This window comes from Candidatus Pelagibacter sp. HIMB1495, from assembly GCF_052047955.1.
GTDB lineage: Bacteria > Pseudomonadota > Alphaproteobacteria > Pelagibacterales > Pelagibacteraceae > Pelagibacter.
Map to the genome: position 1 here is coordinate 205,329 of NZ_JBNAIQ010000001.1, position 16,810 is coordinate 222,138.

Consider the following 16,810-nt stretch of genomic DNA (forward strand, 5'->3'; position numbering starts at 1 on the left):
TTAATTTCTTTTTAATTTTTTTTTTTAATTTTTTTTATATTTATCAAAAATGAATCCTTACTTGTTAAACTTTTCTTTTCTATATATTCCAAATTCCATTTTTTTTTAGAATTTTCAAAAACTTTTTTTCCATTTTTGCCCATAAAGAAAATTAAATTTTTATATTTCGAAAAATTTTCATATACTAAATCTAAAACAACAGGCATAGGTTTAAATGCTCTCGACATAATTGTTCCTGTCTCTAAATTTTTTATCTCAAAAATATTTTTTTGAAAAACTTTTGTATTTAAATTTAATTTTTCTGAAACTTCTTTTAAAAAATGGCTTTTATGGTAGCTTTTTTCATATAGATGCACACTCATTTTATTTTTCATATTTTTTAGTATAATTGCTACTATGATTCCTGGTAAACCAGCTCCAGATCCTAAATCTGTGGTTGTATTGTAATTTAAATCAACAAAATCAATTATTTGTGCTGAATCAATAATATGACGCTCAATTATTGCATTTTTTGATGCTGTATTTTGACCAATTATGTTAATTTTTTTATTTTTTTCCATAATCAGAGATATATAGTTTTCAAAGTCTAAAAATGTTTCACGTGAAACATTTAGATGATTAAGTCTAGAGTAAGAATTTAAAATTTCTTGATCCATTAAGCTATATGCTTAATAGACTTTCTTTTTACGTGTGACAACAAAATATACACAGCTGCTGGGGTTATTCCATCAATTCTTAAAGCTTGACCCATAGTTTTAGGCTTTATTTCTTTAAATTTAGCTTTAACCTCATTAGACAAACCTGAAAGTCCATCATAATTAATTTTATCAGGAATAATTAAGTTCTCATCTCTCTTAAATGCTAAAATATCTGCTTTTTGCTTCTTTAAATACCCCCTGTAATGAGCATTAATTTCTACTTGTTCATCAATTTCTTTACTAAAATACGGTATTTCAGGCCATATTTCTCTAATTTTACTCATATTTACGTCTTTTTGAGTTAGAACCTCATTTGAAGACCTCAATATTCCATCTTTTGCTATTTTAATCCCAAATTTTTCTGCTTTAGATGGAGAAATACTAGATTTATTCATTTTTAAATTGATTTTTTCAATTTTATCAAATTTATCCAAATATAAAGCTTTTCTTTCCTCTCCAATTAACCCAATTTCTATTCCCTTAGCTGTTAATCTTTGATCTGCATTATCTGCTCTCAAGCTTAATCGGTATTCTGCTCTTGATGTAAACATCCGGTATGGCTCCGCAACTCCCTTGGTAACCAAATCATCGATCATCACTCCTATGTAGGCATCGGATCTATCAAGGATAAAAGGTTCAGAATTTTTAACAGATAAAGCTGCATTTATACCGGCTATGAGGCCTTGCGCAGCTGCTTCTTCATATCCTGTTGTTCCGTTAATCTGCCCAGCAAGATAAAGATTGCTGATCTTCTTAGTTTCAAGGGTCAAGAATAGTTCACGTGGATCTATATAGTCATATTCTATAGCATATCCTGGTCTTATAATTCTAACATTTTTTAAACCATTGATATTGTTACATATTTCTTCTTGTACATTAGCTGGAAGCGATGTGGAGATCCCATTAGGGTAAATTGTGTGATCATTAAGCCCTTCTGGCTCTAAAAAAATCTGATGACGAACTTTATCTGCAAATTTTACTATCTTATCTTCTATAGATGGACAATATCTTGGACCTACTCCTTTTATATTACCTGAGTACATTGCACTTTTAGATAAATTTTTTTCTATAATTTTATGAACCTTCTCATTGGTATAAGTCATTCGACATGACACTTGTTTGTTTAAATTTTTTTTAGTTAGGAAAGAAAAAAAATAAGGATCATCATCTGCAAATTGTTCTTCAAGGTTTTCAAAATTAATCGTTCTTGCATCTAATCTTGGAGGTGTTCCAGTTTTTAATCTTCCAATTTTAAAATCATATTTTGCTAATTGTTCACTTAAACCTGTTGAAGGTTTTTCATCATACCTACCTGCTGGTGTTCTTTCATCACCTATATGTATCAAACCATTTAAAAAAGTTCCTGTCGTTAGTATTAACTTGTTGCATAATACCTTTTTACCTTCTTTAGTTTCAAAACCACTTATAGTGTTATTATTAAAAACAAACTTTATTACAGGATCTGAAAAAATACTTAAATTACAGTAGTTTATAAGTTTTTCTTGCATAAATTTACGGTAAAGCGCTCTATCTGATTGAGTTCTTGGTCCACGTACTGCTGGACCTCTGCTTCTATTTAATAATCTAAATTGTATGCCTGATTTATCTGCAACATCTCCCATAACACCATCAAGTGCATCTATTTCTCGAACTAAATGACCTTTACCCAAACCACCAATTGCAGGATTACATGACATCTCACCAATAGTTTCTATTTTATGGGTAAATAGGGCAGTGTTAACACCTAGTCGAGCAGAAGCAGCAGCTGCCTCACATCCTGCATGACCTCCACCAATTACAACTACATCAAATGACAAATCATTTTTCATGGGTTGAATTTATATGTGAATACATAATTTACAAGACAGGCTTAATTTTTTGTAAATAAACGTTAATTATCAACAGTTTTTAATAGAAAATATATAAAAATAAGGAAAATAGGGGATTACTTACCGATGCAAAAATCGTTGAAAATACTACCTAATATCTCCTCTACATCAACTTTTCCAACGATCATACCTAAATGTCTAGTGGCTAATCTTAAATCTTCTGCTGCTTTATCAAAATCTTCTATTTCTTTTTTTTTATTAAAGTTATTCAGATGGTCTAAACACTGTCCCAGATGTTGTCTGTGTCTCTCTCTAGTAATTAAAATATCATCACTAGTTGTAAATTTATTTTTTAAATTATTTTTTATTTTTAAAATTAGTTCATCAATATTTTTATTATCTTTAATTGAGATTAAAACATGATTTATATTTTTAATTTCTGAATCAATTTCTTTTTCTAAAAGATCAGACTTGTTTATAACTAAAATTGCATTTTCATCTAACAAACCCTTCAAAACATCAGTAAAATCAAGGCTTTTTGCATCTACCACTACGAGCTTTAAATCTGCTTCATCGGCTCTGTTTAAAGATAATTTAATACCTTTTTTTTCTATCTCATCTTTAGATTCTCTTATTCCGGCGGTGTCTGATATTATTACGGGATAACCATCTATATTGAGATGAGTTTCTATAACATCTCTTGTAGTACCAGCTATTTCAGAAACAATTGCAACATCTCTATTTGATAAATGATTTATTAAACTAGATTTCCCTGCATTAGTAGGTCCAAGAATTGCAATTTTAAAACCTTCTCTAATTCTTTCTCCAACTTTTTGATCATTTAAAATCTTTTCAATTTTTTGAATAACATCATTTGTATCATTTTTGATTTCATCCAAAATATTGTTGGGCAAGTCTTCATCTGGAAAATCAATTTTAGCTTCAACATGAGATAAAATTTTTAAAAGTTTTTCTCTTAAAAAATTAAATTGATCTGCAGACTTGCCGTTCATAATTTTAATCGCTTGTTGTCTTTGAATTTCTGTTTCAGATGAAATTAAATCAGCTATACTTTCTGCTTCTAATAAATTTATTTTTCCATTTTGAAATGCAAGTTTAGTAAATTCGCCTGGCTCTGCTAATCTACAATTTTCAATTTGAGAAATAGAAGAGTGAAGGGCGTCTACCACGGCTTTACTACCGTGGACTTGAATTTCAGCCATATCTTCACCTGTGTAGCTCTCAGGTCCAGGAAACCATAGTATTATACCCTCATCAATCAGCTCAGAAGTGTTGATTTTGCTGATTTTTCTTAATGTTGCCACTCTTGGCCGAGGAACTTTTTTACCTGTAAGGATCTTGATTACTTTTGAAGATTGTTCTCCTGAAATTCTAACAATTGCAACACCTGAAACACCAGGCCCAGTAGATAAAGCATAAATTGTCATTAGAAGATTATATCTTCAAATTTATATCACTGTAAAACTTAAAATGTTATGCAAATTTCTTATGCCGGTTTGTTCATTGAGTTAAAAAACTCAGCATTGTTTTTGGTATCTTTTAATTTTGAATTTATAAACTCTATTGCATCCATAGTTCCCATTGGAGCAATTATTCTTCTCAACACATTCATTTTTTGTAAATCATTTTTATCAAACAAAAGTTCTTCTCTTCTTGTTCCGGACTTTGTTATATCAATTGCAGGATAAATTCTCTTGTCTGCAATTTTTCTATCTAAGACAGTTTCACTATTACCTGTTCCTTTAAATTCCTCAAAAATGACTTCATCCATTCTAGATCCGGTATCAATCAAAGCTGTAGAAATAATAGTTAACGATCCACCTTCCTCAATATTTCTGGCTGCACCAAAAAATCTTTTAGGTCTTTGAAGTGCATTTGCATCTACACCTCCTGTTAAGACTTTTCCTGAACTTGGTATTACAGCATTATATGCTCTTCCCAATCTTGTTATTGAGTCTAATAAGATAACAACATCTTTTTTATGTTCGGTTAATCTTTTTGCTTTTTCTATCACCATTTCGGCAACAGCTACATGCCTTTGTGCTGGTTCATCAAAGGTAGAACTAATTACTTCACCTTTCACAGTCCTTTGCATATCTGTTACCTCCTCTGGACGTTCATCTATCAATAAAACAATAAGATAACACTCTGGATAATTTTTAGCTATTGAGTTTGCTATACTTTGTAAGATCATTGTTTTACCCGCTTTTGGTGGTGAGATAATTATTGATCTTTGACCTTTTCCTATTGGACTAACTAGATCAATTAATCTTGGTGTAAGGTCTGGTTTTTTTTCTACCTTGGTTTTTTCAATTTCCATCACCAATTGTTTGTCTGGATATAACGGCGTTAAGTTATCGAATGCAATTTTGTGTCTTGCTTTTTCTGGCTCTTCAAAGTTTATTTTACTAACTTGTAGTAATGCAAAATATCTTTCACCTTCCTTAGGAGCTCTAACTGGTCCTTCAACAGTATCTCCTGTTCTTAAACCAAATTTTCTAATCTGACTTGGGCTAACATATATATCATCCGGTCCGGGAAGATAATTAGACTCCATTGCTCTAAGGAAACCAAACCCGTCTTGCAGTAACTGCAAGACACCAACACCTGTTATTTCCTCTTTTTCTGCAACTTTTTTTAGAATAGCAAAAAGAATTTCCTGTTTTCTTAGTGTGCTAGCATTTTCAATACCAAGCTCTTCTGCTTTTGTAATTAGCTGTTCAGATGATTTAAGTTTTAGTTCTTGGATATTCATGATTAGTTTGCTGATAAGGACTTATCAATATACATAATATATACGCTGTTTTTGTTATTTCAACCCTAGATTGGCTTAAAAATAGCTAAAAATACAACAATAATTAAAATTACAGTTGGTACTTCATTAATAATTCTAAAAAATTTAGAAGATCTTATGTTTGTTTCATTTTTCAATGCTTGAAGACATTTTCCTAAATATTCATGATAAATTGATAGAAATAATACCAACACCAATTTGATTTGCATCCACAAATTTGAAAAAACTTCAAACCCAATTAAGTAAATTAATATTAATCCAAAAGCCCATGTTAGCAACATAGCAGGACGCATAATGTAATTGTATAGTCTCTTCTCCATCAAAATAAAAATATCAGTGGTTTCTTTTTTTTCTTTGTTTTCAACATGATAAACAAAAATTCTTGGAAGATATAAAAGACCAGCCATCCAGGAAACAACAGCAATTAAATGCAAGGACTTAAAAAGCAAATAGGTATTCATTCATCAAATATTTTTTTCAATTAAAGATTTTAATAAAATAATATGGTCATCATTGTCATTTAAACATGGAACCATATCAAAGTTTATTCCTCCAGCATTTATGAAACTTTCTTTTCCTTGAATTAATATTTCTTCCAACGTTTCCACACAATCAGATGAAAAGCCTGGACAAATTGTGAGGATATTTTTAATTCCTTCTTTAGGTAAATTTTCTAATGTTTTATCAGTGTACGGTTGAAGCCATTCTTGTGGACCAAATCTTGACTGGAAGGTAGTTTTGATTTTTATAGAATTAAACTTTTCTGAAATAAGTCTCGTTGTTTTATGACAATAGCAATGATATGGGTCTCCTTTATCAAAATATTTTTTTGGTATACCGTGGTATGAAGCTATGATTAGGTCTGGCTTCCAATCAATTTCATTAATTTTTTTATTAATTGAATTAACTAGTGCTTCAATATAGAGTGGATTAGATTCATAATGTGGTATTATTTTCAGGGAAGGTTGCCATCTCATTTTCATTAGTGTTCTATAAACTTCATCACAAACTGTTGCGGTTGTTGCAGCTGCATATTGAGGATAAAGGGGAAGGATTACTAAATTTTCACAGCCCATCTCATGTAATTTGTTTATTTTACTTTTAATACTTGGGTTTCCATATCTCATTGCAAAATCTAAAACGATGTTTTCTTTTTGTAATAACTTAGAAGTTTTCTCGCTTTGTTTTTCTGTATAATAAAGAAGTGGTGACATATTTTCATTTTTCATCCAAATTTCTTTATAAGCCTTAGCGGTCTTAGAAGGTCTGAAGGTTAGGATAAATAAGTTTAAAATTATTTGCCAAATTATGGGATTTACTTCAATTACTCTTTTGTCTGACAGAAATTCTTTTAAATACTTCCTAATATCAAACCAATTCGTTGAGTCTGGTGTACCTAGGTTAATTATCAGTACTCCTGTTTTCCCATATTTTATTGGTAGATGATTTTTATCCATGATTTAACTATTTTTTACTATTTTAATTAAGTTTTCGACCATCTCCGGATTTGTTTCCGGAAGAATGCCATGTCCTAGATTAAATATATATGGATGATCCTTGAAAATTTCTAAATATTTAGAAGTTTCTTTTCTCAAATTTTTATAATCTGTTAAAAGTACTTTTGGATCTAAGCCTCCTTGAATAGGAATTTTTATATCTTGAAGTATTTTTTTAGGGTCCACATTGTAATCAATACTTATTACATCAGGTTTAACGACCTCACAAAATTCTTTATAATTTTTAATCTCTCTTGGAAAACATATTACCGGTACATTCAAAGATCTAACATATTCCACTAAACTTAAAGTAGGTGTATAGATATAATTTGGTAAATCTTTTTCTTCTAATAAACCAGCCCAGCTATCAAAAATTTGAATAACATTTGCTCCATTGTCTATTTGGTTTTTAATATGAACTTTTAAAAATTTTTCTATAATTAATAAAATTCTGTTTATTAAAAAATTATCTTTGAAAAAATTTTTATTTAAATCTTTCTTTGGAGATTTCAAATTAATCATATAAACTAAAAGAGTCCATGGAGCGCCTACAAATCCAATGGTATTTTTGTTTTCTACGATCGGATCTGAACTTACCTTTTTAATAGCTTTATAAACGGGATATATTTTTTCAACAAAATCTATTTCATCTAATTTTGCTATCTCATTTAAATCTAGACTATCTAATCTAGGACCAAAATTTTTCTCAAATCTTACTTTTTGACCTAAACCATAAGGCAACATTAAAATATCAGAGAAAATTATTGCAGCATCTAAATCAAATCTTTTTAATGGTTGTAATGTTATCTCAGCTGACAAATTATCATTTAAACATAAATTAATAAAATCAGGATTATTTTTTCTAATTTCTCTAAACTCAGGTAAATATCGACCGGCTTGTCTCATTATCCAAAGAGGATTAAATGAAGTATCTTTGTTGATAATTACTTTGTTTAAAGGTTTCATATAAAAGTCTTATAAATTATTGTAGTATTATTATATCTTGTGAATAAAGAAGATTATTTTTTATAAACATTATATTCACAATTTACTAACAAGTTTGATGATTAAAATTGTTTAAAATGAAGCTTTTTTGATTATTTGTATTTTTGTGGATTGTTTTAGCTTATTTATTATTATTGTTAATAAAAGCTAGGTTTTACAGATGATATTGGAGGAATTTAAAATTGTATAATTAATACAAAATAATACACGTTTATTAACAATTTATTTATGAATAATACATACCAAATATATTTAATCTCTGACTCAACTGGAGAAACCTTAGATAGAATATTTTTGGCTCTTAAAGCACAATTTTTAAATATAAAATATAAAGTTCATTCTTTTTCATTTACAAGGACCGAAAATCAGATTTTAAAAATTTTAGAAGATGCAAAGGAAAATGAAAATTCAATAATTTTATATACCATTGTTGATAACAACCTTGCTAAATATTTGGTTAATGAAAGTGAAAGAAAAAAGATACCTTGTTTTGGAGTATTGGGTAATTTAATTTTAAATTTTTCTAAAATTTTAAATCAAAAAGCTTCTCATGAACCAAGTGGACAACACGTTTTAAATGATGAATATTACGATAGAATTGAAGCAATCCAATTTACCATGAATCATGATGATGGTAATTTAATAGGTGAAGTTGAAAAATCTGATATAATTCTAGTTGGGGTTAGTAGAACCAGTAAAACTCCAACATCTATTTATCTTGCTAATAAGGGCTTTAAAACCTCAAATATTCCTTTGGTAAATGAAAATTCCTTACCAGAAAAATTGAAACAAAATCCTCATATAACTTGCGTTGTTGGATTAAGCACAGAGCCTGAGAGACTCGCAGACCTAAGAAAAAATAGAATGAATTCATTAAAGGAAACAGAAAGTATAGATTATACTAACCTAGAGAGTATAAAAAAAGAAGTTCTTGAAGCCAAGAAAACATTTCGGAAATATAAATGGCCACTGATAGACGTAACAAGAAAATCTGTTGAAGAAACTGCTGCTTCTATAATAAAAATACATGAAATATATTCAAGCAATGTTAAATAAAATTATTCTAGCCTCTAAAAGTAAAGTTAGGAAAGATATTTTAGATAAAAATAATATACAAAGTATTGTAGAACCTTCTAATGTAGATGAAGATATTGTAAAATTATCTTTGCTTAAAGAAAATGCAAGTCCAGAAATAATTTCAAAAAATTTAGCAGAGTTAAAGGCAAATAAAGTTAGTGCCAAAAAGCAGAACAAATTAGTACTTGGTGCAGATAGTGTTATCGATTTAAACGGAGAGTTAATTTCAAAACCTGAAAGCAGAGAAGAAGCAATGAAAATTTTAAGAAAACTTAACGGGAAACCTCACTTTTTAATAAGTTCTGTTTGTATTTCAAAAAATGGCTCAATGATTTGGAACTACACTGATAAAGCAACTCTAATAATGAAAAATTTTTCAGAAACAGAATTAGCAGAATATTTATCAAAAATATCAGACGAAAATCTTTACGCTTACAACGTCTATCAAATAGAAGGGGAAGGTAGAAATTTATTTAGCAGTATAGAAGGAGATGAAAATACAATAATGGGTTTACCTATAAAAAAAATCAAAGAATATTTAAATTTACAAAAATGAAAAAATATTTTGTAATTGGAAACCCAATTAATCATTCACTGTCTCCAAAACTGCACAACTATTGGTTAGAACAAAATAACATTAATGCAGTTTATGAAAAAATTAAACTAGAAGAAAATGAAATTGAAAATTTTATTTATAGAATTAAAAATCAAGAAATAAATGGTTGCAATGTTACTGTTCCGTATAAAAAAACTGTAATTCCTTTTTTAGACAAGTTAAGTTTGGAAGCAGAACTGGCACAGTCAGTAAATACAATTTGTTTTCATAATGGTGATCTCGTTGGTCACAATACAGATATATATGGTTTTCAGAAAGCTATAAATAGTGTTAACTACAAAATTGAAAATAAAAAAATTTTGATCTTAGGTGCTGGTGGAGTGGTTCCATCATTAATTGTTGCTTTAAATAAAATGAAGGCCTTAGAAATAACTATAACCAATAGAACCAGTAAAAAAGCCGAAGATCTAAAAATTCAATTTAATAAAATTAATACTGTAAGTTGGGGTGAGGTGCCTGATTTTGATATAATTATAAATGCAACTAGTTTGGGTTTAAATAATGAGACCATCGATTTAAATACTTCGAACATTGGTGAAGGTAAGCTTTTTTATGACGTTATTTATAATCCTAATGAAACCAATTTTTTAAAATTAGGAAAAAAATTAGGAAATCGAATAGAAAATGGTAAATTAATGTTTATTTATCAAGCATTTGAAGCATTTAGATTGTGGCATGATATTGAGCCAAATGTAAATCAAAAAATATTTAAATTATTAGATCATGGTTAGAATAGGTATAATTGGTGATATTGGTTCTGGAAAAACTTTTGTAGCAAATAATTTTGGATATCCAGTATTTAGTGCAGATCTTGAAGTAGCAAAAATTTATAGAAAGGATAAAAAAGTTTTTTTAAAATTAAAAAATAAATTACCAAAATACATAACTAGATTTCCTATAGATAAGAACGAAATTACAAATGCAATTTTAAATAATCAAAATAATTTAAATAAAATAATAAAAATTGTACATAAAGAAATAAGAAAAAAACTTAATGTATTTTTAAAGAAAAATAAAAATAAAAAAATTGTAATTTTAGATATTCCATTACTTATTGAAAATAAACTTTTTAATAAAAAAGATTTATTAGTTTTTGTTGAATCTAGAAAAAGAGATATTGATAAAATAATTAAAAAAAGGCCAAACTTTAATTTAAAACTTTTAAAAATTTTTAAAAAAATTCAGTTTACTCCAAGTTACAAAAAGAAAAAATCTCATTATATAATTAAAAATACATTTACAAAAAAACCTGTTAAGAATGAAATTATAAAAATTATAAATGAAATTTTATAAATGAAAGAAATCGTTTTAGATACAGAAACAACTGGAATATCAATTAAAGACGGCCATAGAATAGTTGAAATAGGATGTATTGAATTAGATGATTTGGTACCTGTAAATAAGTTTCATACCTATTTAAACCCTGAAAGAAAAGTTTCTGACAAAGCATTTGAAGTACATGGTTATTCCGATGAGTTTTTATCAAAACAAAAAAAGTTTTCTGAAATAGTAAATGATTTTTTAAATTTTATCGAAGGTAAAAGCTTAATCATTCATAATGCGGAATTTGATATTGCCCATTTAAATAATGAGCTTTCGTTAATTGGAGAAAGTAAAATTAGCAATAAAATAATAGATACACTTGAATTAGCTAGATCTAAATTTCCAGGATCTTCTTCAAGTCTAGACGCACTGTGTAAAAGATATAGAATTGATAATTCTAGAAGAGTGCAACATACGGCTTTAATTGATTGTGATCTTTTAGCAAAAGTTTATATAAATTTAATTGACCAAAAAGAGCCCACTCTTAACTTTAAAAATGAGCAAAATTCTGAATTAAATAAATTAAATTCAGAAGTTTTATATTTCAAAAAAATTATTGTTCCATCAAAAGACGAGATGTCTAAGCATAAAGAGTATTTAAGAAATTATTTAAAAAAAAATTATTATTAATTAAATCTTTGCATATAAAGATTTTCAAAATCTATTTTTTTTTCAAATTTAATATCTGGATAACCAGAATTATGTAACATGTTTAAAAAAGATTTTTCAAGTTCAGGGTATATTTTCATCTGTGCATCACACAAAATTATTCTCTCTAATTCTTTTTTTTCACTGACAGCGTCATCTATTTTTAAAATTGTTGCATAGTTCATTTCGAAATGAGATTTATGCTTTGTTTCATTTTTGTCTTCAAATTTTAGAATAGTGTTTACTTCAACCATTTTATTTTTTAAAGGTTTTGATTTAATATCAATATTAAGCTGATATTTTAAAATATTATCCCTTACATATATGTACGTCTCAGCGTCTTTTGTTTCGCTCGACATATCTTTAATGTATTTCCCTAAAATTTTAAATTTATCTGTCATTTTTTTCGTCTAAATCTTCATACTCACCATCAATGAAATTATTTTTTTTGGTATTTACAGTATTAAATTTTTTAAACAAACCATTAAATATTAATTTTCTGGTTAAAGGAAAAATTAACAAAAAGCCTATTAGGTCAGTAGCAAATCCGGGTATAATTAATAAGACTGCCGCAAAAGCAATAGCTGCACCAGATAACATTTCATAAGTAGGAGTTTCGTTACGTTTTAATTGGTTGAAACCTGATCTGAGGGTATTTAAGCCTTCATATTTTGCATAATATATCCCTAATATAGCTGTGATAAAAATTAGCAATATTGTTGTTATTGCTCCTATTTCAGATCCTATCTTTATTAAAAGATATATTTCAATTACCGGAACAAAGATAATTGTTAAAAATATTGGGTTCATTTGTCTTTAATCTAAATTGCCAGTTGAAATTAATCAACAGAGTAATTACTATCTACTCATGAATTACAGTTTTGAGTATATCGATATAATTTTACTTGCAATGATTGCTGGGTTTATTTTTTTAAGACTTAGAGGAATATTGGGCAAAAGAAGTGGATTTGAGGGCAAAGCGCCAGAGCAATTCAAAGAAGTATTAAAAAATATAAAAATTGAACCACAAAAGAAATCGAGCAATATTTTCGATGAACAGGCTCAGAAAGAATTTATTAAAGGTGCCAAAATAGCTTATGAAACTATAATTACTGATTTTAGTGATAATGATAATAAAATTACAAATAGTAAGCCTTTACTTGATAATGAAGTATATAAGCAGTTTAGCGAGGCACTCAAAGAAAGAGACAGTAGAGGTCACTATGCTGAAATCACTTTTATTGGTGTAAATAAAGCTGAGATAAAAGAGCATAAAAAATCAGGCAATATTTTGAATGTTACAGTAAACTTTATTGGAGAGGTAATTACTTGTATCAGGGATAAAGATAAAAAAATTATTTCTGGTGATCCAGAAAAAATTAAAAAAATTTATGATACTTGGGTTTTTTCACGTGACACAACCTCACAAAATCCAAATTGGCAATTAGTTAGTATCTTAACATAATTGAACGACAAAATTTCAAATAAAGATAAAATTGATTGGGAAAATTTTCTTAAAAGCAAAGAAAAATTAATTGATAAAGATTATATAGAAAAAAAAAATAAAGTTTTTTCAACCCGATCAATTGACCTACATGGATATACTTTAGAAGAAGCTAACAGAACTATAGAAAAATTTATTAACAAATGTTTTGCTGAACAAGTTAACAAGATAATTGTTGTTACAGGAAAAGGTATTCATTCTAATAATGAAAAAAATCCTTATGTATCTAAAGATTTGAGTATTTTAAAATATTCTGTTCCAGAATTTATTTCAAATAACAAAAAATTGAACGAAATGATTAATGATATTCAGGATGCCAAATTAGAGGATGGAGGTGGTGGAGCGTTTTACATATATTTAAAAAAAAATAAAAAAAAATGATTATTTGGCTTGCTTCTTACCCTAAGAGTGGGAACACATTATTGAGATCTATATTATCAACATATTTTTATTCACAAGATGGCGTTTTACAATTTGAAAATTTAAATAAAATATCACAATTTCCACAAACACATCATTTTTTACCTCTAGGAATTGATATCGAAAATGAAAAAGAGGTTTTTAACAATTTTATCAATGCTCAAAATTTAATAAATGAGGAAAAAGGAAAATTAAAATTTTTTAAAACTCATAGTTCATTAAGTAAAATGTATGACTGTAATTTTACTGATTTAAAAAATACACTTGGTGTAATTTATATAGTTCGAGATCCAAGAAATATTGTTACTTCTCTTGCAAATCATTATAGTTTAAATATCGATGAAGCTACGGAAACAATTTTGGATGACAGTAGATTTATGGAAAAAACATTTAAAAATTGTAAGGTTTTTTTAGGATCTTGGAGCTCTAATTATAATTCTTGGAAAAATCTTCAAAAACCAAATAAATATTTATTAATTAAGTATGAAGATTTAATAAATAAAAAGAAAAGTGTTATGCTTAAAATTTTCAAATTTCTTAATTCGTTAGGTTTTAAATCAGAAATTGATATGATTAAGCTTAATAAAGCATTAAAAACAACAGATTTTGAGAGTATGAAAGCTAAAGAACAAAAAGAGACATTTCATGAAGCTCTAATTGATGACAAAACTGGTAAGAGAAAAATTTTTTTTAATTTAGGACCTAAGAACGATTGGAGAAGATATTTAGACGAGAAAAATAAAGATAAAATTGAAACTAATTTTTATAATGAAATGAAAGAGTTAGAATACTTATAATTTGAGTATTAAAGAATAAATTTTGAAAGATCAGTATCTTTAACTAAGTTATCAAGATTTTTATTAATATATTCCTTATCAATTATAATTTTTTCTCCAGCTCGATCAGTTGCTGTAAAACTTATATCATCTAATATTTTTTCAATTATTGTATGTAACCTTCTTGCACCAATATTTTCTACTGTTGTATTTACTTCAGAGGCTATGTTTGCGATTGCATCTATCCCATCATCTGAAAATTCAAGATCAACATTTTCAGTTTTTAACAAAGCTATATATTGTTTGATTAAACTAAAGTCTGGCTCCCTGAGTATTCTTTTAAAATCATCACTAGTTAAAGCTTCTAGCTCTACTCTTATTGGTAATCTTCCCTGCAATTCAGGAAGTAAATCAGATGGCTTTGCAAGTTGAAATGCACCAGAAGCAATAAACAAAATATGATCAGTTTTGATTGGACCATGTTTTGTATTAACTGTTGTTCCTTCTATTAAAGGTAGCAAATCTCTTTGTACACCTTCTCTAGAAACGTCACCACCAACACGATCAGTTCTTGCAGAAATTTTGTCTATTTCATCTAAAAATACTATACCATTATTTTCTGTTGATAATTTAGCGGCTCTAACAATTTTATCCTGTTCAATTAGTTTGTCTGACTCATCATTAATTAAAATTTCATGAGACTCTTTAACTGTCATTTTTTTCTTTTTTTCTTTGTTACCCATGGATTTACCAATCATTTCTCCAATGTTTATCATACCAACATTAGCACCTGGCATTCCTGGGATTTCAAAAGATGTCCCATTTGATCCTGTATCGTTTACAGCTATCTCTATTTCATTGTCATCTAAGTCACCATTTCTTAGTCTTTTTCTAAAACTTTCCCTTGTCGCAAGACTTGCCTTTTTCCCCACTAAAGCATCTAGCACTTTTTCCTCAGCTGCTTTTTGTGCTTGCGAATAAACTTCTTTTCTTTTTTTTACTTTTTCCATTGCAATCGCAATTTCAATTAAGTCTCTAACAATCTGTTCTACATCTCTTCCAACATATCCGACTTCTGTAAATCTAGTTGCTTCAACTTTTACAAAAGGAGCTTCCGCTAGTTTTGAAAGTCTTCTAGAAATTTCTGTTTTTCCAACTCCTGTTGGTCCAATCATCAAAATATTTTTTGGTAAAACTTCATTTTTCATTTCACCTTTTAAAGCCTGTCTTCTCCATCTATTTCTTAATGCAACAGCAACAGCTTTTTTTGCTTTATTTTGTCCAACAACAAAACGATCTAATTCCGAAACTATTTCTCTTGGTGAAAGAGCACTTACTAAAGAAGCTTCTTCTTTTTGAGTTTTTTCTTTAGGATGCAAAGGTGTTACGTTTGAATTATCCATTATATTTTTTCAATTTTAACTTTTTCATTTGTAAAAACACAAATATCAGCTGCAACTTTAATGGCCTTTTTTGCAACTTCTTCTGCAGATAAATCACCTTCCATTAAAACCTTTCCAGCTGCTAAAGCATAATTTCCACCAGAACCTATTCCTATTATATCACCTTCAGGTTCTAGAACGTCTCCAGTTCCAGAAATTATATAACTATTATTTTTGTCACCCACAGCCATCAATGCTTCTAATCTTCTTAAATATTTATCAGTTCGCCAATCTTTAGCCAACTCAACTGCAGCTCTAGATAAATTACCTGCGTGTTTTTCTAACTTTCCTTCTAATCTTTCAAACAAAGTTAATGCATCAGCAGTTGACCCTGCAAATCCTGCAACCACATCCCTTTTTTCAATTTTTCTAACTTTTGATGCTGTACTTTTGACAACTGTATTACCCATACTTACTTGACCGTCACCAGCAACTACAACTTCATTATTTTTTCTAACTAGTACAATTGTTGTCATACCTAATAAATGGTAACTATTTTTGATACTTCAAGTATCCAGACTGATATTGATATAGTTGGATTAAGTATGTATACCATTTAAAATATATGGCTAGAAAAGGAAAAGTTTCTCGAAAAACAAAAGAAACCAGTATCAATGTTGAATTAAATATCGATGGTAAAGGCAAATACCAGATTGATACAGGAATAGGTTTTTTAGACCACATGCTTGAGCAACTATCAAAGCATTCTCTAATCGACCTAAAAGTAAAAGCAAAAGGAGACACTCATATTGATCTTCACCACACGACAGAAGATACAGGAATTGCAATTGGTGAAGCTTTAAAAAAAGCTGCAAAAAAATTTGTAGGTATCAAAAGATATGCACACAGAGTTATTCCTATGGATGAAACATTAACTAGAGTTGCAATAGATGTATCAAACAGACCTTATTTAATTTGGAAAGTAAAATTAAAAGTTGAGAAACTTGGTGAGATGGATACAGAGCTATTTAAAGAATGGTTCCAGGCCTTTTCCCAATCTGCTGGCATTACAATGCATGTTGAAAATATTTATGGTGATAACAGTCACCACATCATTGAGTCTTGTTATAAAGCATTAGCAAGATCATTAAGAGAGGCACTAGAGATGGACCCTAGAAGCAAAAAAAGTATTCCATCCACTAAAGGCTCATTATAAGTTTA

20 protein-coding genes are annotated in these 16,810 nt (G+C 28.4%); 9 read left to right on the forward strand and 11 right to left on the reverse strand.

The features are described from left to right. Positions 1 to 11: 11 nt before the first annotated feature. The 7 genes from ACTTAW_RS01060 to hemE all read right to left on the reverse strand — a co-directional run bounded on the left by ACTTAW_RS01060 (position 12) and on the right by hemE (position 7,804). Positions 12 to 656: a 16S rRNA (guanine(527)-N(7))-methyltransferase RsmG gene (locus ACTTAW_RS01060; RefSeq protein ID WP_440650768.1), complete on the reverse strand. Its 645-nt coding sequence runs from the start codon at positions 654 to 656 to the stop codon at positions 12 to 14. Further along, a complete protein-coding gene (gene mnmG / locus ACTTAW_RS01065; RefSeq protein ID WP_440650770.1) occupies positions 656 to 2,527 on the reverse strand; it encodes a tRNA uridine-5-carboxymethylaminomethyl(34) synthesis enzyme MnmG in 1,872 nt (623 codons plus the stop codon). Before mnmG ends, ACTTAW_RS01060 begins: the two co-directional genes overlap by 1 nt. 116 nt (positions 2,528 to 2,643) lie before the next feature. Next, entirely contained in the window at positions 2,644 to 3,975 is a 1,332-nt protein-coding gene (gene mnmE / locus ACTTAW_RS01070; protein ID WP_440650771.1) for a tRNA uridine-5-carboxymethylaminomethyl(34) synthesis GTPase MnmE, read from the reverse strand. A 59-nt stretch (positions 3,976 to 4,034) separates the two neighbouring features. Next, positions 4,035 to 5,303 carry a transcription termination factor Rho gene (gene rho / locus ACTTAW_RS01075; protein WP_440650772.1) on the reverse strand — a complete coding sequence of 423 codons (1,269 nt, stop codon included), beginning with the start codon at positions 5,301 to 5,303 and terminating at the stop codon, positions 4,035 to 4,037. Positions 5,304 to 5,368: 65 nt separating this feature from the next. Then, positions 5,369 to 5,803 (reverse strand): protoporphyrinogen oxidase HemJ, encoded by a 435-nt coding sequence (gene hemJ, locus ACTTAW_RS01080; protein ID WP_440650773.1) that lies wholly within the window; start codon positions 5,801 to 5,803, stop codon positions 5,369 to 5,371. A gap of 3 nt (positions 5,804 to 5,806) precedes the next feature. Further along, complete coding sequence (hemH, locus tag ACTTAW_RS01085; protein WP_440650775.1) at positions 5,807 to 6,799, reverse strand: ferrochelatase; 993 nt, start codon at positions 6,797 to 6,799, stop codon at positions 5,807 to 5,809. Between the two features lie 3 nt (positions 6,800 to 6,802). Next, positions 6,803 to 7,804 (reverse strand): uroporphyrinogen decarboxylase, encoded by a 1,002-nt coding sequence (gene hemE, locus ACTTAW_RS01090; RefSeq protein WP_440650776.1) that lies wholly within the window; start codon positions 7,802 to 7,804, stop codon positions 6,803 to 6,805. Positions 7,805 to 8,071: 267 nt separating this feature from the next. On the opposite strand from hemE, the gene ACTTAW_RS01095 reads away from it, so the two are divergent. From ACTTAW_RS01095 to dnaQ, 5 genes are read left to right on the forward strand one after another with little or no spacing between them, the layout of a single operon-like run. Next, a complete protein-coding gene (locus tag ACTTAW_RS01095; RefSeq protein ID WP_440650778.1) occupies positions 8,072 to 8,899 on the forward strand; it encodes a pyruvate, water dikinase regulatory protein in 828 nt (275 codons plus the stop codon). Then, positions 8,889 to 9,476: a Maf family protein gene (locus ACTTAW_RS01100; RefSeq protein WP_440651908.1), complete on the forward strand. Its 588-nt coding sequence runs from the start codon at positions 8,889 to 8,891 to the stop codon at positions 9,474 to 9,476. Before ACTTAW_RS01095 ends, ACTTAW_RS01100 begins: the two co-directional genes overlap by 11 nt. Beyond that, on the forward strand, positions 9,473 to 10,267 hold the full coding sequence (gene aroE / locus ACTTAW_RS01105; protein ID WP_440650780.1) for a shikimate dehydrogenase: 795 nt from the start codon (positions 9,473 to 9,475) through the stop codon (positions 10,265 to 10,267). Before ACTTAW_RS01100 ends, aroE begins: the two co-directional genes overlap by 4 nt. Then, on the forward strand, positions 10,260 to 10,829 hold the full coding sequence (locus tag ACTTAW_RS01110) for a dephospho-CoA kinase (RefSeq protein ID WP_440650782.1): 570 nt from the start codon (positions 10,260 to 10,262) through the stop codon (positions 10,827 to 10,829). Before aroE ends, ACTTAW_RS01110 begins: the two co-directional genes overlap by 8 nt. Next, a complete protein-coding gene (gene dnaQ, locus ACTTAW_RS01115; protein WP_440650784.1) occupies positions 10,830 to 11,489 on the forward strand; it encodes a DNA polymerase III subunit epsilon in 660 nt (219 codons plus the stop codon). On the opposite strand, the gene ACTTAW_RS01120 is transcribed toward dnaQ, so the two are convergent. Next, on the reverse strand, positions 11,486 to 11,908 hold the full coding sequence (locus ACTTAW_RS01120) for a protein-export chaperone SecB (RefSeq protein WP_440650786.1): 423 nt from the start codon (positions 11,906 to 11,908) through the stop codon (positions 11,486 to 11,488). The genes dnaQ and ACTTAW_RS01120 overlap by 4 nt on opposite strands. Continuing rightward, positions 11,898 to 12,317 carry an FxsA family protein gene (locus tag ACTTAW_RS01125; protein ID WP_440650787.1) on the reverse strand — a complete coding sequence of 140 codons (420 nt, stop codon included), beginning with the start codon at positions 12,315 to 12,317 and terminating at the stop codon, positions 11,898 to 11,900. Before ACTTAW_RS01125 ends, ACTTAW_RS01120 begins: the two co-directional genes overlap by 11 nt. Positions 12,318 to 12,375: 58 nt before the next feature. Between ACTTAW_RS01125 and ACTTAW_RS01130 the strand changes: the two genes are divergently transcribed. From ACTTAW_RS01130 to ACTTAW_RS01140, 3 genes are read left to right on the forward strand one after another with little or no spacing between them, the layout of a single operon-like run. Beyond that, positions 12,376 to 12,972, forward strand: a complete 597-nt coding sequence (locus ACTTAW_RS01130) for a Tim44/TimA family putative adaptor protein (RefSeq protein ID WP_440650789.1) — start codon at positions 12,376 to 12,378, stop codon at positions 12,970 to 12,972. Then, positions 12,973 to 13,392 carry a Smr/MutS family protein gene (locus tag ACTTAW_RS01135; protein WP_440650790.1) on the forward strand — a complete coding sequence of 140 codons (420 nt, stop codon included), beginning with the start codon at positions 12,973 to 12,975 and terminating at the stop codon, positions 13,390 to 13,392. Next, on the forward strand, positions 13,389 to 14,228 hold the full coding sequence (locus ACTTAW_RS01140) for a sulfotransferase domain-containing protein (RefSeq protein WP_440650791.1): 840 nt from the start codon (positions 13,389 to 13,391) through the stop codon (positions 14,226 to 14,228). The genes ACTTAW_RS01135 and ACTTAW_RS01140 overlap by 4 nt, the downstream gene beginning before the upstream one ends. Before the next feature lie 8 nt (positions 14,229 to 14,236). Here the strand turns inward: ACTTAW_RS01140 and hslU are convergent, their stop codons facing one another. Both hslU and hslV read right to left on the reverse strand, forming a co-directional pair. Continuing rightward, positions 14,237 to 15,610, reverse strand: a complete 1,374-nt coding sequence (hslU, locus tag ACTTAW_RS01145) for an ATP-dependent protease ATPase subunit HslU (protein WP_440650792.1) — start codon at positions 15,608 to 15,610, stop codon at positions 14,237 to 14,239. Next, positions 15,610 to 16,125: an ATP-dependent protease subunit HslV gene (gene hslV / locus ACTTAW_RS01150; protein ID WP_440650793.1), complete on the reverse strand. Its 516-nt coding sequence runs from the start codon at positions 16,123 to 16,125 to the stop codon at positions 15,610 to 15,612. The genes hslU and hslV overlap by 1 nt, the downstream gene beginning before the upstream one ends. An 89-nt stretch (positions 16,126 to 16,214) precedes the next feature. Here hslV and hisB point away from each other — a divergent pair, with 89 nt between their 5' ends. Continuing rightward, positions 16,215 to 16,805, forward strand: coding sequence for an imidazoleglycerol-phosphate dehydratase HisB (hisB, locus tag ACTTAW_RS01155; RefSeq protein ID WP_440619165.1), 591 nt, complete (start codon positions 16,215 to 16,217; stop codon positions 16,803 to 16,805). Positions 16,806 to 16,810: the final 5 nt, after the last annotated feature.